This is a genomic window from Thermobifida fusca YX, from assembly GCF_000012405.1.
Lineage (GTDB): Bacteria > Actinomycetota > Actinomycetes > Streptosporangiales > Streptosporangiaceae > Thermobifida > Thermobifida fusca.
The window spans coordinates 592,546-617,649 of record NC_007333.1; the positions used below are offsets into that span (position 1 = coordinate 592,546).

Sequence of the window (25,104 nt, forward strand, 5' to 3'; positions counted from 1 at the left end):
GGACGCCATGACAGACGTCTACGGACCCGCACAGCTCGCGCGCCTGCTCGGACTGCCTGAACCCACTCCTGAGCAGGCAGCGGTCATCGCCGCACCCTTACGCCCCGGCCTCGTCGTCGCCGGGGCCGGTTCCGGGAAGAGCGAGACGATGGCTGCCCGGGTGGTGTGGCTGGTCGCCAACGGCCACGTACGCCCCGAACAGGTCCTCGGCCTCACCTTCACCCGGAAAGCCGCTGCCGAGCTCGCGGAACGCGTGCGGAAACGGCTCGATCAACTGCGGGGCGCGGGCGTCGTCCCCGACGACGTCCTCGACGGGGAGCCCACCGTTGCGACCTACAACGCGTATGCGACCCGCCTGGTCGGCGACCACGCGCTGCGGGAAGCGATCGAACCGACGACCCGCATCATCACCCCGGCGATCGCCTGGCAGTTCGTCCACCGGGTGGTCAGCACCTATGACGGGCCGATGGACGCGGTCACCTCTGCTCCCGCCACCGTGGTGCATGACGTCCTCGCCCTCGCCCAGGAACTCGCCGAGCACCTGTGCACCCCCGACGACGTACGCGCCTACGGGGACTGGCTCCGCGAACGCGCCGCCCAGTTGAAGAAAACCCCTGCCCTGGTGCGCGACCTGCTGGCTGTCCAACGCCACCGCGAGCAGCTCCTGCCGCTGCTGGAGCAGTTCGCCCAGCTCAAAGCGGAACGCGAAGTGATGGACTACAGCGACCAGGTCGCGCTGGCCGCGCGTATCGCGCAACGCCACCCCGAGGTGGGCCGGATCGAACGCGAACGCTACGCCGTGGTCCTGCTCGACGAATACCAGGACACCAGCCACGCCCAACTGGTGCTGCTGCAGTCCCTGTTCGGCAACGGCCACCCGGTCACCGCGGTCGGCGACCCCTGCCAGTCCATCTACGGGTGGCGGGGCGCCAGCGCCGGCAACCTGTCGCGTTTCCCCGTCGACTTTCCGGAGAAGCCGGACCGGCCGGCGCCCGTCCGCCAGCTGTCCACCAGCTTCCGCAACGGCGAACGCATCCTGGAGGTCGCGAAACGTATCGCGGAGCCTTTGCGTGCCGCAGCCCGGGATGTGCCTGTGCTCTACCCGGGGCCTGCCCGGGCCGGGCGCGGCCGGGTGACGTGCGCCCTGCTGCGCACCGAAACCGAGGAAGCGGAGTGGATCGCCGAGCAGATCGACCGGGCGCTGCGCGAATCCGCGGAACACCACACGGCGCCCGACGGCCTGCCCTGGCCGGAACAGGAGCATCGGGGGCCGCTCAGCTACGGGGACATCGCCGTCCTGTGCCGGAAACGCGCCCAGTTCCCCGTGATCCGGCGCGCCCTAGAAGAACGCGGCATCCCCGTCGAAGTCGTCGGACTGGGCGGGCTGATCGAAGTGCCGGAAGTCCGGGACATCGTCGCTACGCTGCGGGTGCTCCACGACCCCACCGCCGCGAACGAGCTCGCCCGGATCCTCACCGGGCCGCGCTGGCGGCTGGGCCCGCGCGACCTGGTCGCACTCAACCAGCGCGCTAAAGAACTCGCCGAGGAAGCCCGCCGGGACCTGCGCGGGGAGGCCGCGGAAGCCCGCGTGGACGAGGAGGACCCGCTGCGGCAGACCGTGCTCGACCTGACAGCGGAGGCCGGCAGTCTCCTTGACGCCCTCGACGATCTCGGCCCGCCGGAACGCTACTCCGCGACGGGGTACCAGCGGTTGCAGGCTCTCTCCGAAGAGCTCCGCACGCTGCGCACCCGCATCAGCCAGCCGCTGCCCGACCTGATCATGGAAGTGGAGCGGGTGCTGGGGCTGGACATCGAGGTGGGGGCGCGGCCGGGCCGCGACCAGAGTGCGGCCCGGGCCGACCTGGACGCGTTCGTGGACGCCGCGGTGCGGTTCAGCGGTTCCACCGATACGCCCACGCTGAGCGCGTTCCTCGCCTACCTCACCTCTGCGGAGGACACCGAACACGGCTTGGAACCGGGGGAGCGCGTCGGGTCCAGCAACACGGTCAAGCTCATGACGGTGCACGCCGCGAAAGGCCTGCAGTGGCCCATGGTGGTCATCCCCGGGCTGAGCCGCGGCCAGTTCCCCGGGGTTCCGAAGACCGTGAAGGGCTGGACCGGCAAGGCGGCGAGCCTGCCGTTCGCGTTGCGCGGGGACCGGGACAGCCTGCCCGAACTGGCCGACGTGACGGTTCAGGAGATCAAGCAGTTCACCGCGGCAGAACGCGCCCGGGAACTGATGGAGCAGCGGCGGCTCGCCTACGTTGCGGTGACCCGGGCCGCGTTCTCCTTGGTGTGCACCGGGCACTGGTGGGGGCAGGAGACCCAGCGGAGCCGCGGACCGTCAGAGTTCCTCGAAGAGATCCGCGAAGTGTGCGAGACGGGCGTGGGACAGGTCGCGCTGTGGACTGATCCGCCCGACGAGGGGGAGCCCAACCCGCAGTTGGTGGCGGACAACTCCGTGGTGTGGCCGCCCCAGACCGACGAGCGCCGCGACGCTGCCGAGCGTGCCGCCGCCTTGGTCGCCCGGTACCGGAACGGGGAGTGGGAGCGGGAGCTCGCCCTGATGAACCGCGCTCTCCTGCGGCCCGCAGCGAACCGCAGGATCCGCGACTGGGCGCGGGACGTGGAGCTCCTGTTGCGCCACCGCGACCAGGAGGAAGGCGCCCCCCGCGTTATCGAGGTGGAACTCCCCGACCACCTGACGGTCTCCGCGCTAGTGTCGCTGGCCCGCGATCCGGCCGCGCTCGCCCAGCAGATCCGCCGCCCGCTGCCGCGCCCGCCCGCCCCGCACGCCCGCCGAGGAACCGCTTTCCACACCTGGTTGGAGCGGCGTTTCGGCCAGGAGACGCTGATCGACCCGCACGAGCTTCCCGGGGCTGCGGACGAGACCGCAACGGGCGACGCTGACCTGGACGAACTCCAGCGCCAGTTTGAACAGAGCGTGTGGGCGGACCGGGTGCCGCTGGAAGTGGAGGTCCCCTTCGAGACCATCATCGGCGACCGGTTGGTGCGGGGCCGGATGGACGCGGTCTTCCACGACCCTGAAGACGACGTCTACGAGGTAGTGGACTGGAAGACCGGGCGGCTGCCCGCCACGGAGCGGGAACGCCGTGCGGCGGCCGTGCAGTTGGCGGCCTACCGGGTGGCCTGGGCGCGGATCGCGGACATACCGCTGGAGCGGGTGCGCGCCGCGTTCCACTACGTCCGCGCCAATGTGACGGTCTATCCCGAAGACCTGCTGGACGCGGACGGCCTAGCCGCGCTCATCGCCGCGGTCCCGCAGCCGAGCGTCCCAGGGGAGGCCGCTGAGGGGGCAACGGGCGACCGGTGAGAGCCGGTCTGCGGCGGGTCGCGGCGCCGCACCGGTGGCCGCGGCCCGCCGGGCAGGGCGCAATTCGACCAGCGTCCCGTATTCTCCGCCCCGTCATTCGAGTGAGGAAAGCCTTACCTTTTTACCGTGCTGTCCTGGAACTGCGGTGCGGAAACCACCGCCTGCTTTCCTGTGCCGAAAATCTCTCCGCGGCGGTTTTTCGGGGGTCGGGGAAGAGAAAGAAAAACCGGCCGCCGGTCTAAGGTGGCGGCGAGGAAATAAGGTGTTCTCGAAAAGGGGTTCGCCGGAAGTGATCCGGTTTTCTCTGTGAGCATCTGCTCGTTCACAGAGCGCGGCAGTGGTGGTCCGGGGTGCTGCGGAGGCGGGAGACGCCAAGGGATAAAGAGCTTCGGCCAGCCTTTCCTAACTTTGGTTTGGCTGGCCTAAAAACCCTTAACAAAGGCTTTCCTTAGTGGTTTCGCCCACTTCTTGAAAACTTGTTTTCTTTTTAAGAAATGGTACTTTATAAGTACGTTTCTCGGGGTTTTGTGGCTTTAGTCCTGTGGGGCCACCGGAGAAACTTCGGGAGCGTGCTCTGCGCGCTCGACGGCAGAAAGGACACAGCGCAGCAATGAAGGGGACCGTCCAGCTCGACGAACGTCCAGACACGGCACAGCGCACCAGCGACCGCAAGATCCGCAGCGGAGGGCTCGCCCAGCGGCTCAACGCCCTGCGCGCGGGAGTGCTCGGCGCGAACGACGGCATCGTGTCCACCGCGGCCGTCGTCGTCGGCGTCGCCGGGGCCACCACGGATGCGGGGCCGATCCTCATGGCGGGCCTTGCCGCCGCCGTCGGTGGAGCCGTGTCCATGGCACTCGGCGAGTACGTCTCCGTCAGCAGCCAGCGCGACAGTGAACGCCATCTCATCGAGCAGCAGAGCCAGGCCCTCCGCAACGACCCGGAAGGGGAGCTCCTCGCCCTGGCCCGCAGCTACGAGGAGCGCGGCATCTCCGCGGCCACGGCGCGGCGCGCCGCGGAAGAACTCTTCGCCAGCAACGCGCTCGAAGCCCAGATGCGCGAGCGGCACAACATCGACCCGGACGAGGTCACCAGCCCGTGGCATGCCGCAATCGCCTCGTTCCTCGCGTTCGCGGTCGGCGCGCTGCTGCCGCTGCTCGCGATCCTCCTGCCCTCCCCCGAGCTGCGGGTGCCGGTCGCGTTCGGCGCGACCCTCCTTAGCCTGGCCCTCACCGGCGCGATCGCAGCCGGGATCGGTGGCGGCTCCCAACTGCGCGCGGCAGCTCGGGTGACCCTCGGCGGTGCCCTGGCCCTCGCCGTCACCTACGCGATCGGCTCCCTCATCGGCACCACCGGTCTCGTCTAAGGGCCAGCCCGGCGCCTGCCGCACGGGGACGCGCTCCGCGGAAGGCTCGCACGATCGTAAGCTCAGTACGGCATCGGAGCCGTAGTGAGAGGAGAGGGGAGACGATGGACGTGCGAGCCCACATCGAGGCGCACCGGGACGAGTTTGTCGCCACACTCAGCCAGTGGCTCGCCATCCCGTCGATCTCCGCCGACCCTGCCCACCACGATGACGTGCGCCGCTCCGCCCAATGGCTGGCCGACCACTTCACCCAGACCGGTTTCCCGACCGTAGAAATCTGGGAGACCCCCGGAATGCCCGCGGTCTTCGCCGAATGGCCCGCCGCCGACCCGGAGGCCCCCACCGTCCTCGTCTACGGTCACCACGACGTCCAACCGGTCGACCCAGTCGACGCGTGGCACACCGACCCGTTCACCCCCACCGTGCGCGGAGACCAGCTCGTCGGCCGCGGCGCTTCCGACGACAAAGGACAAATCCTCTTCCACACCCTGGGACTCCGCGCCAACCTGGCCGTCTCCGGTGCCGACGCCCCGCCGGTCACCCTCAAATTCCTGATCGAAGGCGAGGAAGAATCCGGCTCCCCGCACTTCGCGGACCTGCTCACCCGCCACCGCGCCCGGCTGGCCTGCGATGTCATCGTCATCTCCGACACCACCATGTGGAGTGCGGACACCCCGTCGATGTGCATGGGCATGCGCGGCCTCACCGACTGCCAGATCGACGTCTACGGCCCCCGCACCGACCTGCACAGCGGCTCCTTCGGCGGCGCCGTCCCCAACCCGGCGCGCGCCCTCGCCGCCCTGCTCGCCGGACTCCACGACGCCCACGGCCGAGTCGCCATCCCCGGCTTCTACGACGACGTCGTCGAAGCGTCCCAAGCCGAACGCGACACCATCGCCCAACTGCCCTTCGACGAAGCAGCCTGGCTCGCCAACGCCGGCAGCGACGCCACGGTCGGCGAAGCCGGGTACAGCATCCTCGAACGGGTCTGGCTGCGGCCCACCGCCGAAATCAACGGCATGTGGAGCGGATACACCGGGGAAGGCAGCAAGACGATCGTGCCGCGGTCTGCCCACGCCAAACTCAGCTTCCGCCTCGTCCCCAACCAGGAACCGGCGCGCATCCAAGAACTCGTCCGCCGCTACGTCCACGACAACCTTCCCCCCGGAGTGCGGGCGGACGTCCGCTTCAGCGGTGCCGGAGTGCGGCCCTGCGCCTCCGACCTGGACTCGGTGGCGGTGCGCGCTGCCCGCGACGCGATGGCCAAGGCGTTCGGAACCAAGGTCTACTCCACCCGGGAAGGTGGCAGCGGCCCCGAAGCGGACCTCGCCGACATCCTCGGCGCCCCCCTGGTCTTCGTCGCGGTGGGCCTCAACTCCGACCGCATCCACGCTCCCAACGAGAAAGTCGAGATCCCGCTGCTGCTCAAAGGCGCCGAAACCGTCGCCTACCTGTGGGACTCGTATGCCACCGTGCTCCGCAGCGGGGACCGGGCATGACCGGGCGGCCCTTTACTCCCGCCCTCGCCCGCAGCACCCTCGACCGGGCCGCAGACCGGCGCCGCGACGAACGGTGGCTGGCCGACGCCTGGGCCGACGCCCGCACCCGGGTCCTGCTGCTCGACCACGGGGACCCGCAGCGGCACGGCAGGCGGAACCCGGGCGGCATTCCCCTCCGCTTCCTCGTCACCGCGTCCACTCCCACCCCGGAACTGGTGTTCTGCAGCCCCGAGCAGGCACCGGAAGGGGAACGCTACCTGCTCGGCGAGGACTCGGACGGCACCGTCTACTTCGCGGTCCGCCTCAAACCCGGGAAAGAACTGCCCGCCGCGCCCGGCACGCAACCGGTCTCCCTCCGCCGGGTGGGCGCGCTGTTGAACGCCCGCGACGCGGGCCTGGCCACCCACGCCGCGGCACTCGCCCACTGGCACGCCGAACACGGGTTCTGCCCCCGCTGCGGCTCACCCACCCGGATCGAATCGGCCGGACACGTGCGGGTCTGCGACAACGACGGCAGCGAGCACTTCCCGCGCATCGACCCGGCTGTGATCATGCTGGTGCACCGGGAGACCGATGCGGGCGAACAGTGCCTGCTCGCCCACAACCCGGCCTGGCCGGAAGGCCGCTACTCCGTCCTGGCCGGGTTCGTCGAACCCGGGGAATCCTTGGAACACGCGGTAGTCCGCGAAGTCGCCGAAGAAGTAGGCATCCTCGTCACCGACCCCGTCTACCTGGGATCACAGCCGTGGCCGTTCCCGCGCAGCCTCATGGTCGGCTACCTCGCGCGGGCCGTCGGCAGCGCGCCGCGCACCGACCACGAGGAGATCGCCGACATCCGCTGGCTGACCCGCCACGAACTAGGGGAAGCCGTCACCCGAGGCGAAATCCTCCTGCCCGGACCAGTCTCCATCGCCCACCAGCTCATCGAGCACTGGTACGGGCAGCCTCTGCCGCCCGGCAGGTGGGCCAGCCGGTAGCGGCACCGGAAACGGCCTGCGGCCGCTCAACTAGCGCGCTTCGGGGGCCACGCCTGCACCGCTGAACCCTCCCGAGCCAGTTCTTCGGGGAGCGCCACCAACGGATTCCGGGTGCTCTCCACCACCTCGTGCGCGAGCGCGGCGACCTTCTTCCCCCGGCAGCGCGCGGCACGGCGCAACCGTTCGAACGCCGTGCGCGGGGCGATCCGATGCCGTTCCGCGAGCACCCCGATCGCCTGCTCGACCACGACCCGGGTGCGCAGCGCATGCTCCAACTGCTGCACGGTCACCCGGAGCCGCTCGGTCTCCGACGAGTCAGGGGTGGCGCGGGGCGGAGTGGGGAGGTCAGTCGGCGGGGTGCCACCGGCGAGCAGATCGGCGAGGATCATGGCGTTGAGCAGGTCAGGAAGCTGCTCTTCGGTGCCGTCGACCCGCCAGCCCTGCGGCGCCCGACGGATCAGGGTGCCCCGGTTGTGCCCTTCACAGTCGTGTCCACGGCGAACCGATGTGTGTACTCCCACGCCTTTTCTCCCCCGTCCCTCTTACGGTGCGGGGTTGCCGTCCCCCGCACGGGGGACGGCAACCCTCCCTCACGACTGGGCTGCGAGTTTCTGCTTGACCTCGGCCAGCGACGGGTTAGTCAAGGCCGTGCCGTCGGCGAAAACCACGGTCGGAACCGTCTGGTTGCCGCCGTTGACCTGCATCACGAACTCCGCTGCCTTCGGGTCGCGTTCAATATCGACCTCCACGACAGGGATGCCTTCCCGGTCAAGCTGGCTCTTCAGTCTTTTGCAGAAGCCGCACCAGGGGGTCGTGTACATGGTGATCTGCGCGCCAGTGGAGGTCGCCATAACGATGCAGCTCTCCTTTACTCTCCATTGGTCGTGTCGAGGGCTTCGATTGCCCCAACACAGATCACCATGTTTCGCTTCCCTGAGCGGTCCGTATGCCCTCTCTGACGCCGCCAGCCGCGCCGAAGTTCCGGCAAAGTGCAGCCGAACATCTGCGGCCTCCCCGGACCGCATCCCGTGAGGAGGGGGAAGGCACGGGGATACTGGAGAGGCTGACCAGCCGGGTGAGCACACCGCAGGACGCCGGGAGGCCCGGGACCCGGCCGGAGGAAGGGAGAGGCGTTCATGGGGCCAGCAGAGTCCGGCGAACCATGGGGGAGAATGCCGTCCGCCGAGGAGATCCTGCGTGGTCTCGACCCTGAACAAGAGGAAGCGGTCCGAGCCGTGCGCGGCCCGGTGTGCATCCTCGCCGGGGCAGGAACCGGGAAGACCCGCGCAATCACCCACCGCATCGCCTACGCCGTCGCCACCGGGGTCGTCCCGGAACAGCAGATCCTCGCCGTCACGTTCACCACGCGAGCCGCCGGGGAGATGCGCGGGCGACTGCGTGCCCTCGGAGCGCCCCGCGTGCAAGCCCGCACCTTCCACGCCGCGGCCCTGCGCCAACTCTCCTACTTCTGGGCGGATGCGGTCGGCGGCCCCAAACCCACCCTCATCGACAGCAAGATCAAAACCGTGGCCGCGGCCGCACACTCCTGCGGCTTCCAAGTGGACCGGACCGAGCTGCGCGACCTCGCCGCCGAAATCGAATGGGCGAAAGTCACCCAGACCCGGCCCACCGACTACGAGACCGCCGTGGCCAAAGAGGGCCGCACCCCCCCGATGCCGCCCCGCGACGTCGCCCGCGTCTACGAGGCGTACGAGGAGCTCCGCAGCGAACACAACCTGCTCGACTTCGAGTCGATGCTGGAGCTCACCGTGGCGATGATCCACGAACGGCCGGACATCGCGGAACGCATCCGCAGCCAGTACCGCTACTTCGTGGTCGACGAGTTCCAGGACGTCAACCCGCTGCAGAAACTCCTCTTGGACGCCTGGCTGGGGGACCGCGACGACATCTGCGTGGTCGGCGACCCCAACCAGACCATCTACACCTTCGCCGGGGCCACCCCCAGCTATCTCACGGGTTTCCCCGAGGTCTACCCCCACGCCACTGTCGTCCGACTCGTCCGCGACTACCGGTCCACACCCCAAGTGGTGCGGGTCGCCAACGCCGTGCTCCGATCAGGCGGCGCCGCGGCGCTCTCCCCCGACTACCGGATGGAGCTTGTCGCCCAGCGGCCGGACGGCCCCGAACCTACCTACACCGAGTACGACGACGACCTCGCGGAAGCCACTGCGGTCGCCGAGAAGATCACCGGGCTCATCAACGCGGGCACCCCCGCCCGGGAGATCGCGGTCCTGTTCCGCACCAACTCCCAGTCCGCCACCTACGAGCAGGCGCTCGCCGACGCCGGAGTGCCCTACACCGTGCGCGGCGCCGCCCAGTTCTTCGACCGCCCCGAAATCCGCGCGGCCCTGCACACCCTGCGCGGCGCCTCCCGGGCCGATGACGGGGAATCGCTGGTCACCACGGTCCGCCACCTGCTCCAGCCGCTTGGCCTTACCGAACAACCGCCCGAAGGCCGCCAAGCCCGCGAAAAATGGGAGTCGCTGGCGGCGCTCGCCCAGCTCGCCGAGACCATCGCGGCCCAGCGCCCAGAGGCGCGTCTCGCAGACTTCGTCGCGGAACTCCACACCCGCGCCGCCACCGAACACGCGCCCGGATTCGACGGGGTCACCCTCGCCTCCCTGCACGCGGCCAAAGGCTTGGAATGGGACGCGGTGTTCCTGGTCGGGCTCACCGAAGGCCTGCTGCCGATCATCTACGCCGAAACCCCGGAACAGGTGGAAGAGGAACGCCGCCTCTTCTACGTAGGGGTGACCCGAGCCAGGGAGCACCTCCACCTGTCGTGGGCGCTGGCCCGGTCCCCGGGAGGCCGCCGCACCCGCACGCCCTCCCATTTCCTCGACGGGTTGCGGCCCGCCGCTGCGGCACCGGCGCGGCAGCACCGGGAACGGCACCGGAAGAAAGACCGCATGGTGCGCTGCAGGGTCTGCGGCGCCACCCTGCTGGAAGCCGTGGAGCGCACCCTGGGACGCTGCCAGGACTGCCCGGCCAGCGTCAACGAGGAGCTGCTGGAACGGCTGCGGCACTGGCGGCGTGAGGCGGCCGCACTGCAGAAAGTGCCCGCCTTCGTCATCTTCACCGACGCCACGCTGCAGGCGATCGCGGAACAGGAGCCGTCCACCGCCGCGCAACTCGCCCGCATATCCGGTGTGGGGGAGCGAAAACTGAGGCGCTACGGTGAAGCAATCTTGACGCTCTGTGCGGGTGGCACACCCGAGCAGGCCATCAGTGGACTCAGAGAGGAGACACCGTGAGCGGACCACCGGACCACGAGGGCAGCCCAGCGATAGGGGCCGGGGAAGAAGGCCTCCGGGAACTGCTCGACATCCTCGACTTGGAGCAGATCGAGGTGAACATTTTCCGCGGCCGCAGTCCTGCCGAAGGGCCGCAGCGGATCTTCGGTGGACAGGTCGCCGGCCAGGCGCTGGTCGCCGCGGGACGCACGGTGGCCGAAGACCGATTCGTCCACTCGCTGCACGCCTACTTCATCCGCCCCGGGGACCCTTCCGTGCCGGTGATCTACGAGGTGGACCGGGTGCGGGACGGAAAGTCCTTCACCACGCGGCGCGTCACCGCCATCCAGCACGGCAAAGCGATCTTCACCCTGTCCGCGTCGTTCCACCGGACTGAGCCGGGCCTGTCCCACCAGGTCCCGATGCCGCAGGTGCCGCCCCCCGAAGAGCTGCCCACCATGCAGGAACGCCTCATCCACGTCCTCGGACGTGTGCCCCGGTCAGCGGAATGGCACCCGTTTGAACGGCGTCCCGTCGGGCCGCTCTCCTACGAAGTGCAGCAAGACCCGTCCCTCATCCGCACCGAGAACCCGATCTGGATCAAAGTCAACGGGAAAGTGCCAGACGACCCGCTGCTCCAGGTCTGCCTGATGACCTACGCCTCGGACATGACCCTGCTGGACACGGTCCTCCTGGCGCACGGCCGCACGTTCTCCGGGGTCTTCATGGCGAGTCTCGACCACGCCATGTGGTTCCACCGGCCGTTCCGCACCGACGAGTGGCTGCTGTACGCCCAGGAGACCCCGGTAGCGAGCGGGGCGCGCGGCCTGGCCCGCGGACTGGTCTTCACCCGCACAGGAGAACTGGTCTGCTCGGTCGTGCAGGAAGGGCTGATCCGAATCGTGGACGACGCATAGCCCGCACCGCAGGAAAAGACAGGGCATTGACGGCCTAAACCGGACACTATCCCAGGTCAAAAATAGGTTGCTGATTTTCGGTAGCCCGTTCTAGTCTGAAGGCATCGTTCAGCGTCCGTCACGGGAGGAATCCTCGTGACCACACTGCGAAGGAGGTGCTCCGATCTCATGGCATCGCTGACCGCCGGCCTCGAACTGCCGTTGCGCGACGCCTGGGGCATCGCCGATAGCAGTGATACGCGCGCGAATGTGTGGAATGCGTCCGGCCGGATCTCGACCATCGGAGAACCGACAGAGTCGGGAGCGCTTTTGATCAAGCACCGCCGAGGTACGCAGCAATTCGCAGAAGCCCGGCGCCCCGGGGGCGCGGTGGGGAAGTGTCCACTGATGAGACGTCCGGTCTGAGTATTCAGGCCGGGTAGTCCTCCCAGTGGCCGCGGATCCCCACACACGGGGCCGCGGCCTTTTTCGTGTTCCGAGCTCTCCCAGAAGAAAACCGCAGAGCTTGCGGAACTGTGCAGGTCAAGGCCCCGAGAGTGCTGGGCCACAAGCCCAGTCTCCTGTCGCCTACCGCGTTGAAAACCAAAAAGAGAATTTCAGGGAGGACGCCGATGCTCGCGTCGGTCCTTGGGTCCCCGTGGTTGGAGGGAGTCGAGATCCCCTGCCGCTCCCAGCCCGATCTTTTCTTCGCTGAGTCCCCGGCTGAAGTGGAGGCAGCCAAGGCGCTGTGTGTGGACTGCCCGGTGCGGGAGCAGTGCCTTGCCGGTGCGCTCGAACGCCGGGAGCCCTGGGGGGTGTGGGGCGGTCAGTTGCTGGTGAGCGGCAAGGTGGTCGCCCGCAAGCGTCCGCGTGGCCGTCCGCGGAAGAACCAGACCGAGCCGATCGCCGCATAATCTCGACCCTTCTCCCTGTACCACGACACCCCTGAGTCAACCGCGAAAGAGGACCACCATGGCGCTGTACCGACGTGACCAGGCATTGCAGGCAGGCACCGACCCCCGGCAGCGACGGCAGAGCTATCTCCTCGGGGCACGCCAGCTCCGTGCCCGACTGCGGGAGCAGCGCCGCCGGGAAAGGCCAGCCTCACGAATACCGGAGTCGCGCCGGTGTTGACACCACCGGTGTGAGCTGATGAAACGGGGGTGGCCGTGCGCCGCCCCCGCCCTTTTCCCCGCGGATTCAGAAAAAGGAATTTCCGGCGCATCCGAAATGTGGCCGGAAGTGGCCGCTGGAGAAGGGAACGGAAAACGCCTGATGAGGCGTACCTCGTGATCGTGTGCGCAGGTCTGCCGCAGTGCAGAGCACCAGTCCAAGGGGGCAGCTTGACCTCCCCTGTGACGTCAGACACTGCTGGGCTACCGTCGCAACTGTGCCACGAGAACCGCAAATTGAGGTGCGTCGAAGTTCCCGCCGCAGGCGGATCGTCTCGGCCTACCGCAGCGGGAACCGGACAGTCGTGCTGCTTCCCACAGGGCTCTCCCACACTGAGGAACAGAAGTGGGTGGACCTCATCCTGCAGCGGTTGCGGAGCAGAGAAGCATACCGCCACCCCAGCAACCTGGCATTGCACACCCGAGCAGTGGAGCTCGCTGAACGCTACCTAGACGGGAAAGTCCGCCCTTCAAGCGTCCGCTGGGCGGACGACCCGAGGATCCGGTGGGGCGCCTGCAAGCCGGCCGAGAAGACGATCCGGATCGCGCACCGCCTGGCAGGCATGCCCGGCTGGGTCCTCGACTACGTGCTCATGCACGAACTCGTCCACCTCATCGTCCCCGGCCACGGACCAGAGTTCTGGAGACTCGTCAACCGCTACCCGCACAGCGAACGGGCCCGCGGCTACCTGGAAGGATTCACGGACGCTCCGCGGCTGCTCACCGCAGAACACTCCCACACCACCGAACCCGACGAGCACCCCGCACACGACTGACCCCGCACAGACCCCGGCGGCACCCAGGACCCGCACCCTGCCCGCCAGCGACGAAGAACGCACCCCTTTTCCGGGACAGAGCTGACCTGATTTCTCACCGCAGCCAAGAAACCCCGACATGCCGCTGCACGTGGCCGCGCACAGGATCATCCGGCCGTACCCAGACCGGTGAAAAGGATTGGGCGGCCGGATACCCAGCGGGCGCACCACCGGAGTGTCCGAAGCTGCGCTACCGCAGCGGCGGCGGATAGCCGCCCGGACGCGGCACCGGAGGATGGTGGACCGCGCTCCCGGAAATGCTGCGTAACTCCGGAACGAAACGGCGCACATAGTCGCCGCTGGGGTCGTAGCGCTCCGCCTGCCGGTACAGATTGATCCGGCGCGCTGGCCGCGGCACGCCCCCGGTGCCCGCGATCTGCTGCCAGTTGCCGTAGTTGTTCGCGACATCCCCGTCCACCAGCAGGGAGTAGAAGTGGTCCGCGCCCCGCTTCCAGTGGATGCGCAGCACCTGGGTGAGATAGGTGGCGGTCAGCATCCGGATCCGCCCCGGCACGTACCCCTCCCACAGCAATTGGCGCATTCCCGCATCCACGATGGGAACACCCGTCCTGCCCGAACACCACGCCGCAAACGCGGAATCGTCATCCCGCCACTGGATGGGCCGCGGCCGATAGTCGGCCCGGGGCAACCGCGGGAAAGCCTGCAGCACCTGGTGGTGGAAGTCGCGGAGCGCCAACTGCCGCAGGAGCAGCGCACCCCGAGGGTGCTCCCGCGCCACGAGCGCCACCTCCAACGGGGAAAGACAACCGAAATGCAGATGGCAGCCGAACCGGGAATCCTGGTTGGGCTGGGCAAGCCACGCGCGGATCCGCTCCCGCGCGGTACGAGGTCCGCCCTGCTCCCGCTGCGGGGCGAGCACCCCCGTCCCCAGCCGGATCAGTTCAGCGCCGGGCAGCGGCCCCGGCACCAGACCCTCCGGCAGCCTCACCCGCTCCGGGGCGGGCCGCGGGGACCGCCACTGCGCGGCACGCCACGCGTTCAGATACGGGGTGAAGATCTGGTAGTGGTCGCCGTGCGCGGGGCGCAGCGCTCCCGGCGGCACCACGGTCACCCCCGGGAAAGTCCGCACGTGGGCCCCCGCAGCCCTCACCGCCTCCGTCAACTGCCGGGCCCGCCGCACCGCGGCCGCGCTCACATCCGCGCTGAGATACACCGCTTGTGCCCCGGCCTCCGCCACGATACGGACGGTTTCGGCGACCGTGTCCCCCTGGCGGACGACAAGCTCGCCGCCGCGCTCCCGCAGCAGCCCGCGGAGCTCGGCCAGCGCCTCGAGCAGATAGGCGATCCGATTGCGTGCCGAGACCCGCACCAGCGCCGGGTCGACGACGAACAGCGGCACCACCCGGTCCGCTTCGGTGACTGCGGCGTGCAGTGCGGGATGGTCGGACACCCGAAGGTCACGGGTGAACAGCACGACGGTGGTGGACACGATCCCTCCCCGGAGAGCGGCATCCCAATGCGCTCACCCAGTGAAGGCCAATCCCCACCGTCGGAATCAAGGCTCTATCACGGACTGTGGATAATCCGCCGCTGAACGTAGTCGGAGCCTACCCCGCTGCTGCCGCGGCGCGGACCCGCTGGACCGCCGCGGCCACCAGAGCGCGGCAGGCGTCATCAGACGGCTCCGGAAGCGCGGTCACCTCGAACCAGGCCAGACCATCCGACTCAGCCGGATCCACCACGGGCTCAGCGCCGGGCGGTGCGACCGCCGCATACTGCACGTCCAGGTGCCACGACCCGCCGCCGCACGGCACCGCATGCCGGTCCAACCGCACCGGCGTGGGCAGCAGGCGGAGACCCGCGATCCCCGACTCCTCCGTCGCCTCCCGCAGCGCTGCCGCAGCTAGCGAAGAGTCCCCAGGCTCGCAATGTCCCCCCAACTGCAGCCACAGCCGTATCTTGCGGTGCAAGGTGAGCAGCACCCGCTGCCCGGTAGCGTCCACGACCGCGGCGCTCGCCGTCAGATGACCGGGCAGGCACGACCGCCACATGGCGTCCGGGTAGCGGTCGAGATGGTCCAGGTAGGCGCGGCGCAGCCGCTCTTGGTCCGCATCCGGGGCGGTCCAGGACGCCAACACCGCGCGAGCGTCAGCGTGCAGGCTCAACGCTCGCCCTTGTCCTCGTCGTCTCCGTCCCGCCGCTCCTCGGACGGCTCCTCGGTCAACTGGGACAGGTCCAGGTCAGGAGAGGACGCGGAGCCGCGGACGAAATCGTCGGGCGCGTCCAAATCCTCCCCGGACGGCATGAGGTCGGGGTGCTCCCACACGGCGTCGCGGCCGTCGATCCCCCGCGCCTCGGTGAGGGCCTGCCACAGCTTCGCGGCGTCGCGCAGCCGGCGGGGCCGCAGCTCCAAGCCCACCAAGGTGGCGAACGTGTGCTCCGCGGGACCGCCCGAGGCCCGGCGCCGCCGCAGCGCCTCACCCAGCGCGGCAGCCTGCGGCAGCCGCTGCGACACCGCCGCATCCACCACGGTGGACACCCAGCCCTCGATCAGCGCCAGCGCAGTCTCCAAACGGGCCAGCGACGCCTTCTGCCTGGGAGTGTCCTCGGTCTGGAACAGCCCTTGGCCTTCCAGGCTGGACAGCGCCTCCTGCAACGACTCGGGGTTGGTGAGGTCGATGTGGCCCAGCTGCTTCTCGAAGCCGCTGATATCGAACGACATCCCGGCCGCATACTCCTCGACCAGGGCGAACAGGTGCGAGCGCAGCCACGGCACGTGCCGGAACAGCCGGTGGTGGGCAGCCTCCCGGGCCGCCAGGTACAAGCGGACCTCGTCCAGCGGGACGCCCAGCCCTTCACCGAACTCCCGGACCCCCTCGGGCAGCAGGACCGCGCGGCCTTCACCCGCCAGCGGCAGCCCCACATCGGTCGACCCCACGACTTCGCGGGCCAACTCCCCGATCGCCTGCCCCACCTGCTGGCCGACCAGCGCCCCGCCGATCTGCCGGAACATGCCCAGCAGCGGACCAGCGACCGCCGCCATCTCCTGCGGCAGGTTCTGCCCCATGGTCTCCACGACCCGGCCGGTCAGCGGTTCGCACAGCTTCGTCCAGGTCGGCACCGTCTTCTCGACCCACTCGGACCGGCTCCACGCCTCCATCGTGTGCAGGCCCGACGGCAGTGCGGTGACCTCGTTCAACCAGAGGTCCGCCAGCCGCAGCGCCTCCTGGACGCGCGCGTAGTCGACCGGGCCGATGCTCGGATCGCCGTGCTGGGAGACGACGTGCCGGGCAATATTTGTGGCAGCAGCCCAGTTGATCCCGCTCGCGCCGGAATCCTGCCCCGATCCAGAAGTCGGCTGCGCGGCGGACATCATGTCGGCGAACTGACGGAGCATCTGGGCGAACTGCTGGGGGTCCCCGAACGGGAAACCGCCCGGCGGCATGTGAGGGAAACCACCGCCGGAACCGCCTTGACCGGCTCCCGAACCGGAATCGTTAGGGCCACGACCGGATTCGTCGTCCGGGCCGTTCGACATGCTGAAACCGAAAGGTAGGTCGTTCACGATCAGACCTCGGGCAGGATAGGAACGTCTCCACTGTCACGTTAGCTGGGAGCCGCCCGGAGTGAATACTCAATCTGGCCAGGTTCGCCCACAGCACAGCCAAATGTCCGAAGGCCTGGTCGTCGCAGTGACAGGCGCGGCCTCCGGCGTTGGCCGTCTACTGGTAGAACGTCTGCTCACCGGGGAGGGTTCCAGAAAAATCTCCCGAATTATCGGCATCGACTCGCGCCGGGGAGACATTCCAGGAGTGTCCTGGCACGTCGCGGACGTGTGCGATCCGCGGCTCGCCACCCTGCTTGCGGGGGTGGACGTCCTCGTCCACACCGCCGACGACCGCTCCCTGGAGACTCCGCGACGGCAGCGCCGCACCCACAACATCCGCTCCGCACAGACTGTGCTGACTGCCGCCGCCGCGCAGCGGGTCCCCCGAGTCATCCTCATCACCAGCACCATGGTCTACGGGGCCGACCCCAACAACGAGGTTCCCCTCGACGAGACCCTGCCGTTCCGCAGCGAAGTCGACACCGGCCTCGTCGGCGACTTCGTCGAAATCGAAGAACTGGCCGCGCTGGCCCGCAGAGCCCACCCCGGACTGTCCGTGACCGTGCTGCGCCCCGCACCGCTCGTCGGCCCCGGCATGGACACCCTGCTCAGCCGGCACTTCTCCGCCCCCCGGCTGCTCACCGTCAAAGGGTGCACCCCCAAATGGCAGTTCTGCCACATCGAAGACCTCGCCAGCGCCCTGGACTTCGTGGTGCGTGCGGAGACCGAAGGCAAAGGCGGCGCCCTCGCCGTGGGCTGCGACGGCTACCTCGACCACGCCGAAGTCGAAGAGATCGCCCAACTGCGCTCCTTCGAACTCCCCGCCAACCTGGCGTTCGGCACCACCCAGCGGCTGCACCGGCTGGGCATCACCCCTGCCCCCGCCAGCGAACTGAAATTCCTCGTCTACCCGTGCGTCGTGGACTGCGCCACCCTGCGGAACGCGGGATGGCGCCCGGCCTACGACAATGTCGCGGCGCTGCGGGCCCTCCTGGAGTCCCGGTCCGGCACCCCCGCACTCGTCGGACGCAACCTCGGCCGCAAGGAGGTCACCATCACCGCAGCAGGAGCCGCCGGCGCGGTCGCCGCGATCGGCACCGCCGTCGCCGCCCACCACCTCCGCAAACGGCGCAAGAACTGAGCGGCACGACTGCGCCGCCGGTTCCGGGAGGGCACGGAAACGCGGCCCGTTGGTACTGTCTGGAGCGTGGAAGCCATCGCGCTCGCGGAGATCCGTACCACTCCGCTGTCCGTCGACGAAGTCCTCGCGGCCGTCAAAGACGACCGGGCAGGAGGGACCGCCTTCTTCGTGGGGACCGTCCGCAACCATGACCACGGCCGCGACGTGGCCGCGCTGTCCTACTCGGCGCATCCCACCGCCGAGCAGCGGATGCGCGACGTCATGGAGAAGATCGTGGCCGATACGGCCGACGGCACCGTGCACCGGGTCGCGGCCGTGCACCGGGTCGGCGACCTCACCGTAGGCGACCTGGCAGTGGTTGTCGCCGCGGCAGCCTCCCACCGGGAGGAAGCGTTCACGGTCTGCCGACGGCTCATCGACGACATCAAAGCAGAAGTGCCGATCTGGAAGCACCAAACATTCACCGAGGGCGACAGCGAGTGGGTGGGCGCTTACTAACCCCTGATCCAGCACCAGAGTCACAGCGGAAGGCTGAGCCGCATAGGCTTTCCGCCATGGTCCGTCGTGCGATGACTCTGCTCACGTCCGCCGTCCTGCTCGTCGGATTGACGGTGGCGGCGCTCGCGATCCCCGTCCCCTACGTGGTGGCCTCTCCCGGCCTGGCATTGAACACGCTCGGGGAAATCGACGGGGAACAAGTCATCCGGATCGAAGGGCAGCCGGTCTACGAGCACGACGGGGCGCTGTCCATGGTCACCGTCCAGTACTCGGGCGGACCGGACTCGCGGATGAACCTGTTCACCACCTTGAGCGCCTGGCTCTCCCCGACCCAGGCGGTGCTGCCGGAAGAGGCGATCTTCCCGCCCAACACCAGTGCCGAAGAGGTCAGCCAGACCCAGGCGGCCCAGATGGACAACTCCCAGGACGCGGCTGTTGCCGCGGCCCTCAACGAGCTGGGGATCGACTACGAGACCACCGCGACCGTGCACGCGGTCAACGAAGGCTACCCGGCCGAAGGCGTCCTGCAGTCAGGCGACGTCATCGTGGAGGTCGACGGCAAGCCCGTCGCCGACAAGAACGAGGTGGTGGCAGCGGTCAAAGACCGCTCGCCCGGGGATACGGTCCGCTTCCTCATCGAACGCGACGGCCAGCGGGAAGAAGTCGAAGTCGGCACGGTCGCTTCCGACAGCGGAGACCCCATCGTCGGCATCACCGTCGAAGACACGATGGTCTTCCCGTTCGAAGTGCAGATCAGTGTCGGCCGGGTGGGCGGCCCCAGCGCGGGAATGATGTTCGCGCTGGGAGTGATGGACCGCCTCGACCCGGAAGGGCTCACCGGCGGGCACCGGATCGCCGGGACCGGCACCATCGACCCGGAAGGCAACGTGGGCGGGGTCAGCGGAGTCCAGCAGAAGATGATCAGCGCCAAGCGGGAAGGCGCCGAATACTTCCTCGTCGCCGCGGAAAGCTGCGACCAGACTTTCGACTCGCCGGTCACCGGCCAGATCGAAGTGGTCAAAGTGGAGACACTCAAAGACGCAGTGGCAGCGCTGGAAAACATCCGCGAAGGCAACCTCGACGACCTGCCCCGTTGCTGAGCCGGGCCCCGCACCCGACTCAGCGCGCGCCGCAGGGCTCTGGGCTCAGTGGTCCTCTTCGAACGTCAACGTGAGGGCCGACGTGAGCCCGGGAATGAGGTCTTCCCCGTTGAGGACCTGGTCGTCAGAGTCGTAGCTGCGCATCCGCAGCGCCGAGTACCGGCTGCCGTCCCGCAGCACGCCCGCCACCATGCGGACCTCCTCGGCCCCCGGCTGCGCCTGGGCCCAGGCCGCGGTGTCCCCGTCCCGCGGCGGGTCCAGGGTCTCATCCGAGCCTCGGACGACCAGGCGCTCCATGACCAGCGCGCAGCCCGCCACAGTCTCGGGCCACATGATCCTGCCCAGCACCTCTTCCAAGGGCATGTCGCTCGGCAGCGGCTCCTGCTCCACGGGGGTGAGCCCGGAAGGGTCCGCCTCTTCGCTGATCCCCAGCAGTTCGGCAAGGTGGGGTTCCCGTTGCACCAGTTCTGCCGTGGGCACCAGGGCGTACATCCGGACGGGCTGGTCCCAGCCCTGCTTGGCGGCGTGGCGCTCCAGGCCCAGCACGGCTTCCCGAAGGTTGAAAGACACGATTTCTCCTGCCCTTGGAACGGTCTTGTGGGGAAAAGGATCGGCACGCACGCCCCCGCAACGCAAAGTAAGGTTCGGGGTGAAGGTTGTCCCAGGGAACCCGGTTTTCCTCGCGGGCGGGGTGTCGAAGCCGTCTCGGTGAGGTTTCGACGCAGTGAAGCGGGAACCCAACGAGATCCCGATAAGTTGCCACTGTAGTAGGGGACACCATGTCCGCATATTCGATCAGCACCAAGTCACCCGGAGTACAGGGACGGCCCTACGTTCTGTCCCGTCCCCTGCCGTGTCCGGGGACCCGTGCCACGATAGCCAGTAGGAACGAGGGGGAGGCGTGAGCTTCCGATCGCCAGGCGCGCCCACTGCGCGCATGCCCCGACGGTCCCGGTTGCTCGCGCCGGTCGGCGCAGCCGTGGTCGTCATCATCGCGGGCATCATGTTCGCCGCGAATTTCTGGACCGAGTACCGGTGGTTCGGTTCGGTCGGCTACACCACGGTCTTCTGGACGGAGCTGCGCACCCGGGCACTGCTTTTTGCCGGGGGAGCGCTGCTGATGGCCCTCGCCGTCGGCCTCAGCGTCTACTTCGCTTACCGGACCAGACCCGCCTACCGGCCGTTCAGCCTGGAACAGCAAGGGCTTGACCGCTACCGGTCCTCTATCGACCCTCACCGCAAAGTCTTCTTCTGGGGGCTTGTCGGCGGGCTTGCACTGCTCACCGGGGCCTCTGCGACCGCGGAGTGGCAGACTTTCCTGCAGTTCGCCAACGCCACGAAGTTCGGAGCCCAAGACGCCCAGTTCGGGCTGGACATCTCGTTCTACACCTTCACGTACCCGTTCCTCCAGGTGATCATCGGCTACCTGTACACGGCCGTGGTCATCGCGTTCATCGCGGGTGTGGTGGTGCACTACCTGTACGGCGGGGTGCGGCTGCAAGCCCAAGGGCAGCGCGTCACCCCGGCAGCGCGCGTGCACCTGTCCGTCCTGCTGGGCGTCTTCCTGCTGCTGCGGGCTGCCGACTACTGGCTGGAGCAGTACGGGCTGGTCTTCTCTAACCGCGGCTACACCTTCGGCGCGTCCTACACCGACGTCAACGCGGTCCTGTACGCCAAGATCATCCTGTTCTTCATCGCGCTGGTGTGCGCGGTGCTGTTCTTCGCCAACATCTACTTCAAGAACGCCAGGGTGCCGCTGGTCAGCCTGGGATTGATGGTGCTCTCGGCGATCCTCATCGGCGGGGTCTACCCGGCGATCGTCCAGCAGGTCACCGTCTCCCCCAACGAGCAGCGGCTGGAACGGCCCTACATCCAGCGCAACATCGAGGCCACCCGGGCCGCGTACGGTATCGACGGCGCCGAGGTGATCGACTACGACGCGCAGACCGAGCTGACCACCGCGGAGCTGGCAGCGGAGGCCGAGACCATTCCCAGCGTGCGCCTGGTGGACCCGGCCGTGGTCTCGCAGACTTTCCAGCAGCTCCAGCAGGTCCGCGGCTTCTACCAGTTCCCCCAGGTCCTGGAGGTCGACCGGTACACCACCTCGGACGGCGAGACGGTGGACACGATCGTGGCAGCCCGGGAACTCGACGGTCCCCCCAGCCAGGAGGACCGGTGGCTGACCCGCCACCTGGTCTACACCCACGGTTTCGGCATGGTCGCCGCCGCGGGCAACCAGGTGGACTCCGAGGGGCGTCCAGTGTTCCTGGAGTACAACATTCCGCCGACCGGTGAACTGTCCCAGGTGGGGGAGGGCTACGAGCCGCGCATCTACTTCGGCCGCGAAGGCGCCGAGTACGTGATCGTCAACGCCGAAGCCGAGTACGACTACCCGGTGGACCCCGACACGCCGGAGGTTCCCACCACCGAAGACGCGGTCGTTCCGACCCCTTCCCCGTCGCCGGAGGCGGACGAAGCTCCAGCACCTGCCGACAGCCGCGAGGAAGGCTCCGCGCAAGAGCAGCAGGACCAGGAAGGCCAGGACGGCGGGGAGGACGCCCAGGGCACTGAGGAGGAGCAGTCCGGCCAGGGCAGCGGCCAGGCCAACAACTACTACGACGGTAAAGGCGGCGTGCAGCTCAAGAGCTTCTTCGACAAGCTCATGTACGCGCTCAAGTACCAGGAGATCAACATCCTCCTCAACAACGCGATCAGCAACGAGTCGCAGATCATCTACGTCCGCGACCCTGCTGAGCGGGTGGAGAAGGTCGCTCCTTTCCTCACCGTGGACGGCAAGGCGTACCCGGCGGTGGTGGACGGCCGGATCGTGTGGATCGTCGACGCCTACACCACTTCGGACCGGTACCCCTACTCCACGCCGATCGACCTGGCCCAAGCCACGACGGACACCTTCACCGAGAGCACCACGGCGGTCAACGCGCTGCCGGGCAACCGGGTGAACTACATCCGCAACTCGGTCAAGGCCACCGTGGACGCCTACGACGGGACCGTGACCCTGTACGGCTGGGACGAGGAAGACCCGGTCCTGCAGACCTGGTCCAAGGCGTTCCCTGGAGTGGTCACCAGCAAGGACGAGATCAGCGACACGCTGCTGTCCCACCTGCGCTACCCGGACGACCTGTACAAGGTGCAGCGGGAGATCCTGGAGCGCTACCACATCACCAACGCCGACGCCTTCTACGGCGGCCAGGACTTCTGGACCGTGCCCAACGACCCGAAGCCGCAGGCGGGCAACAACCCGGAGCCGCCCTACCGCCAGACCATCCGCTTCCCGGGCGACGACACGCCGACGTACTCGCTGACGTCGACCTTCGTGCCCCGGGGCCGGGAGAACCTGGCGGCGTTCATGGCCGTGAACAGCGACGCGTCGTCGGAGGACTACGGCCAGATGCGCATCCTGGAGCTGCCGCGGAGCACCGCGGTCCAAGGGCCGGGGCAGATCCAGAACACCTTCCAGTCCTCGGCTGAGGTGCGTGAAGTGCTGCTCCCCTTGGAGCAGAGCTCGGCCCAGGTCACCTACGGCAACCTGCTCACCTTGCCTTTCGCTGGCGGTCTGCTCTATGTGGAACCGCTCTACGTGCAGGCCGGGGGCAGCGACGCCTCCTATCCGCTGCTGCAGCAGGTCCTGGTCGGCTTCGGCGACCAGGTCGCTATCGGCAGCAACCTCCAGGAGGCGCTGAACAACCTCTTCGACGGGGACGAGGCCCCCTTGGAGGAGCCCACCACAGACGGAGAGGCCCGGGAGGAAGAGGAGCAGCCGCAGGCGAGCAGCGACCTCGCCCAGGCGCTGGAGGACGCCGCGGAAGCGTACGAAGAGGGTCAGGCAGCGCTGCGGGAAGGCGACTTCGCCGCCTACGGCGAGGCCAACGAGCGGTTGAAGGAGGCCCTCGACCGCGCGAAGGCCGCATCCGGAAGCAACGAGGAGAAGGACGAGTAGCCGGCTGCCGCGCTGCTGAAGCCGGGGTGCCGCGGGAATACGTGCGGCACCCCGGCTGTTGTCATCAACGACAGCAGAAAGCGGTGTGACACAGACGGCACGGCGCCGATTTGGCGCTGCTGGGAGATCACGCTAGCCTGTAAAGCGACAGCGACGCGGGGTGGAGCAGTTCGGTAGCTCGCTGGGCTCATAACCCAGAGGTCGCAGGTTCAAATCCTGCCCCCGCTACTAGATGCGCTAGGCATAGCCGTGGTCCCCACCGAGTGTGGGGACCACGGCGTTTCCGGGTCCACCTACCGGGTCCGTGGGCAGGACACGGCAGTGGGCCCGGGCCACACCGGTCGCACGTCCCCCAGCCGGAAGGGGTCAGCACGGCAGGGGATGCCGCAGCCGGAACCCAAGGCCCCGGCGCGCGGTCGTCGCAGACCGATGACACCGGGATTCTGATTTGCTTTCCCTAGCAACCGTGTCTAGGGTTAAGAACAGACCGACGCGGGGTGGAGCAGTTCGGTAGCTCGCTGGGCTCATAACCCAGAGGTCGCAGGTTCAAATCCTGTCCCCGCTACTACGCCATGAGGCCAACTGTGGAAACACAGTTGGCCTCACGCGTTTCTGGGGCCCCTCACCAGTGCCGCCGCTGTCTGAACCCTGCTGCGGCTGCGGGCTCACGTCCGGCGCAGCGGAATGGGGCCGCCGTTGAGCTGGGTGAGCACGGCATCGTGCAGCAGCCCGTTGCTGCACACCAGCGCTCCTCCGTCGGTGAACGGGCCGCCGTTCAGGCTCGTGGCCCGACCGCCCGCCTCCTCCAGGATGAGCGGCAGCGGGGCCGCGTCCCACAGCGACAGCTCCGGTTCCATCGACAAGTCCACGGCGCCTTCCGCGACCATCACGTGGGACCAGAAGTCGCCGTAGGCGCGCGTCCGCCACACGGAGCGGGTCAGGTCCAGGAAATAGTCGAGGCGCCCCTGCTCTTCCCAACCGGTCAGCGAAGAGAAGGACAGGGAAGCGTCCTCCAAACGGGACACGGCAGATACCCGGCAGCGCGTGGCCTTGGCGAGGCTGCGGCCGCTCCACGCGCCACCGCCCTTCGACGCCCACCAGCGGCGGTTCAGCGCGGGCGCCGACACCACACCCACCACGGGCTGGTCGCCTTCCAGCAGCGCAATCAGCGTGGCCCACACGGGCACGCCCCGCACATAGTTCTTGGTGCCGTCAATCGGGTCCACCACCCAGCGACGGGCGCTGTTCCCGCTCGTGCCGTACTCCTCCCCGACAACGGCGTCCCGGGGCCGGGCCCGGGAGAGGATGGAGCGCACCGTCTCCTCCACCGCACGGTCGGCTTCGGTGACCGGCGTCAGGTCAGGCTTAGTGTCGACCTTGAGGTCGAGGGAGCGGAAAAGCCGCAGGGAGATGTCGTCTGCCGCGTCAGCGAGCACATGCGCGAGACGCAGGTCATCATCAAAGGCCGCCATGGCCGGTAACGCTACCGTTCTTTCCTGAGTGGAGGCTATGTTCGCTCCGCGTGGCGC

Annotated in this window: 19 protein-coding genes and 2 tRNA genes; 14 read left to right on the forward strand and 7 right to left on the reverse strand. The window is 68.5% G+C overall.

Going from position 1 to position 25,104, the window contains the following annotated elements; translation table 11 throughout:
- Positions 1-7 precede the first annotated feature (7 nt).
- From TFU_RS02610 to nudC, 4 genes are all read left to right on the forward strand, one after another.
- Positions 8-3,334, forward strand: coding sequence for a UvrD-helicase domain-containing protein (locus TFU_RS02610; RefSeq protein WP_011290971.1), 3,327 nt, complete (start codon positions 8-10; stop codon positions 3,332-3,334).
- A 610-nt stretch (positions 3,335-3,944) separates the two neighbouring features.
- Positions 3,945-4,697 (forward strand): VIT1/CCC1 transporter family protein, encoded by a 753-nt coding sequence (locus TFU_RS02615; protein ID WP_011290972.1) that lies wholly within the window; start codon positions 3,945-3,947, stop codon positions 4,695-4,697.
- 104 nt (positions 4,698-4,801) lie between these two features.
- Positions 4,802-6,196, forward strand: a complete 1,395-nt coding sequence (locus TFU_RS02620) for a dipeptidase (protein ID WP_011290973.1) — start codon at positions 4,802-4,804, stop codon at positions 6,194-6,196.
- Entirely contained in the window at positions 6,193-7,173 is a 981-nt protein-coding gene (gene nudC / locus TFU_RS02625) for an NAD(+) diphosphatase (protein WP_011290974.1), read from the forward strand. Before TFU_RS02620 ends, nudC begins: the two co-directional genes overlap by 4 nt.
- A gap of 26 nt (positions 7,174-7,199) precedes the next feature.
- Here nudC and TFU_RS02630 read toward each other — a convergent pair whose 3' ends face one another.
- The gene (locus TFU_RS02630) at positions 7,200-7,694 is read right to left on the reverse strand and encodes an ANTAR domain-containing protein (protein WP_011290975.1); all 495 of its coding nucleotides are present in this window, start codon (positions 7,692-7,694) and stop codon (positions 7,200-7,202) included.
- A 69-nt stretch (positions 7,695-7,763) separates the two neighbouring features.
- Positions 7,764-8,024, reverse strand: a complete 261-nt coding sequence (locus TFU_RS02635) for a mycoredoxin (protein WP_011290976.1) — start codon at positions 8,022-8,024, stop codon at positions 7,764-7,766.
- A gap of 321 nt (positions 8,025-8,345) precedes the next feature.
- Between TFU_RS02635 and TFU_RS02640 the strand changes: the two genes are divergently transcribed.
- From TFU_RS02640 to TFU_RS02655, 4 genes are all read left to right on the forward strand, one after another.
- A complete protein-coding gene (locus TFU_RS02640) occupies positions 8,346-10,448 on the forward strand; it encodes an ATP-dependent DNA helicase UvrD2 (RefSeq protein ID WP_041427648.1) in 2,103 nt (700 codons plus the stop codon).
- The gene (gene tesB, locus TFU_RS02645; RefSeq protein WP_011290978.1) at positions 10,445-11,344 is read left to right on the forward strand and encodes an acyl-CoA thioesterase II; all 900 of its coding nucleotides are present in this window, start codon (positions 10,445-10,447) and stop codon (positions 11,342-11,344) included. The genes TFU_RS02640 and tesB overlap by 4 nt, the downstream gene beginning before the upstream one ends.
- Positions 11,345-11,955: 611 nt before the next feature.
- Positions 11,956-12,237: a WhiB family transcriptional regulator gene (locus TFU_RS02650; protein WP_011290979.1), complete on the forward strand. Its 282-nt coding sequence runs from the start codon at positions 11,956-11,958 to the stop codon at positions 12,235-12,237.
- Positions 12,238-12,737: 500 nt separating this feature from the next.
- Entirely contained in the window at positions 12,738-13,271 is a 534-nt protein-coding gene (locus TFU_RS02655; RefSeq protein ID WP_227480998.1) for a M48 metallopeptidase family protein, read from the forward strand.
- Between the two features lie 229 nt (positions 13,272-13,500).
- Here the strand turns inward: TFU_RS02655 and TFU_RS02660 are convergent, their stop codons facing one another.
- The 3 genes from TFU_RS02660 to TFU_RS02670 all read right to left on the reverse strand — a co-directional run bounded on the left by TFU_RS02660 (position 13,501) and on the right by TFU_RS02670 (position 16,836).
- Positions 13,501-14,760: a cryptochrome/photolyase family protein gene (locus tag TFU_RS02660; protein WP_011290981.1), complete on the reverse strand. Its 1,260-nt coding sequence runs from the start codon at positions 14,758-14,760 to the stop codon at positions 13,501-13,503.
- 118 nt (positions 14,761-14,878) lie between these two features.
- Positions 14,879-15,436 (reverse strand): NUDIX hydrolase, encoded by a 558-nt coding sequence (locus TFU_RS02665; protein WP_011290982.1) that lies wholly within the window; start codon positions 15,434-15,436, stop codon positions 14,879-14,881.
- Complete coding sequence (locus tag TFU_RS02670; protein ID WP_011290983.1) at positions 15,433-16,836, reverse strand: zinc-dependent metalloprotease; 1,404 nt, start codon at positions 16,834-16,836, stop codon at positions 15,433-15,435. The genes TFU_RS02665 and TFU_RS02670 overlap by 4 nt, the downstream gene beginning before the upstream one ends.
- Positions 16,837-16,939: 103 nt before the next feature.
- Between TFU_RS02670 and TFU_RS02675 the strand changes: the two genes are divergently transcribed.
- From TFU_RS02675 to TFU_RS02685, 3 genes are all read left to right on the forward strand, one after another.
- Positions 16,940-18,019: an NAD-dependent epimerase/dehydratase family protein gene (locus TFU_RS02675; RefSeq protein ID WP_038043264.1), complete on the forward strand. Its 1,080-nt coding sequence runs from the start codon at positions 16,940-16,942 to the stop codon at positions 18,017-18,019.
- Positions 18,020-18,085: 66 nt separating this feature from the next.
- On the forward strand, positions 18,086-18,517 hold the full coding sequence (locus TFU_RS02680; RefSeq protein ID WP_011290985.1) for a molybdenum cofactor biosynthesis protein MoaE: 432 nt from the start codon (positions 18,086-18,088) through the stop codon (positions 18,515-18,517).
- A 56-nt stretch (positions 18,518-18,573) separates the two neighbouring features.
- Positions 18,574-19,617 (forward strand): YlbL family protein, encoded by a 1,044-nt coding sequence (locus TFU_RS02685; protein ID WP_011290986.1) that lies wholly within the window; start codon positions 18,574-18,576, stop codon positions 19,615-19,617.
- A 45-nt stretch (positions 19,618-19,662) separates the two neighbouring features.
- Here TFU_RS02685 and TFU_RS02690 read toward each other — a convergent pair whose 3' ends face one another.
- The gene (locus TFU_RS02690; RefSeq protein ID WP_011290987.1) at positions 19,663-20,187 is read right to left on the reverse strand and encodes a PPA1309 family protein; all 525 of its coding nucleotides are present in this window, start codon (positions 20,185-20,187) and stop codon (positions 19,663-19,665) included.
- Positions 20,188-20,554: 367 nt separating this feature from the next.
- On the opposite strand from TFU_RS02690, the gene TFU_RS02695 reads away from it, so the two are divergent.
- The 3 genes from TFU_RS02695 to TFU_RS02705 all read left to right on the forward strand — a co-directional run bounded on the left by TFU_RS02695 (position 20,555) and on the right by TFU_RS02705 (position 24,140).
- Positions 20,555-23,575: a UPF0182 family membrane protein gene (locus tag TFU_RS02695; protein WP_049754916.1), complete on the forward strand. Its 3,021-nt coding sequence runs from the start codon at positions 20,555-20,557 to the stop codon at positions 23,573-23,575.
- Positions 23,576-23,729: 154 nt separating this feature from the next.
- Positions 23,730-23,803: transfer RNA gene (locus TFU_RS02700), tRNA-Met, on the forward strand.
- 263 nt (positions 23,804-24,066) lie between these two features.
- Positions 24,067-24,140, forward strand: a tRNA-Met gene (locus tag TFU_RS02705).
- A 100-nt stretch (positions 24,141-24,240) separates the two neighbouring features.
- On the opposite strand, the gene hisN is transcribed toward TFU_RS02705, so the two are convergent.
- Positions 24,241-25,047 (reverse strand): histidinol-phosphatase, encoded by an 807-nt coding sequence (gene hisN / locus TFU_RS02710; RefSeq protein ID WP_011290989.1) that lies wholly within the window; start codon positions 25,045-25,047, stop codon positions 24,241-24,243.
- Positions 25,048-25,104 lie beyond the last annotated feature (57 nt).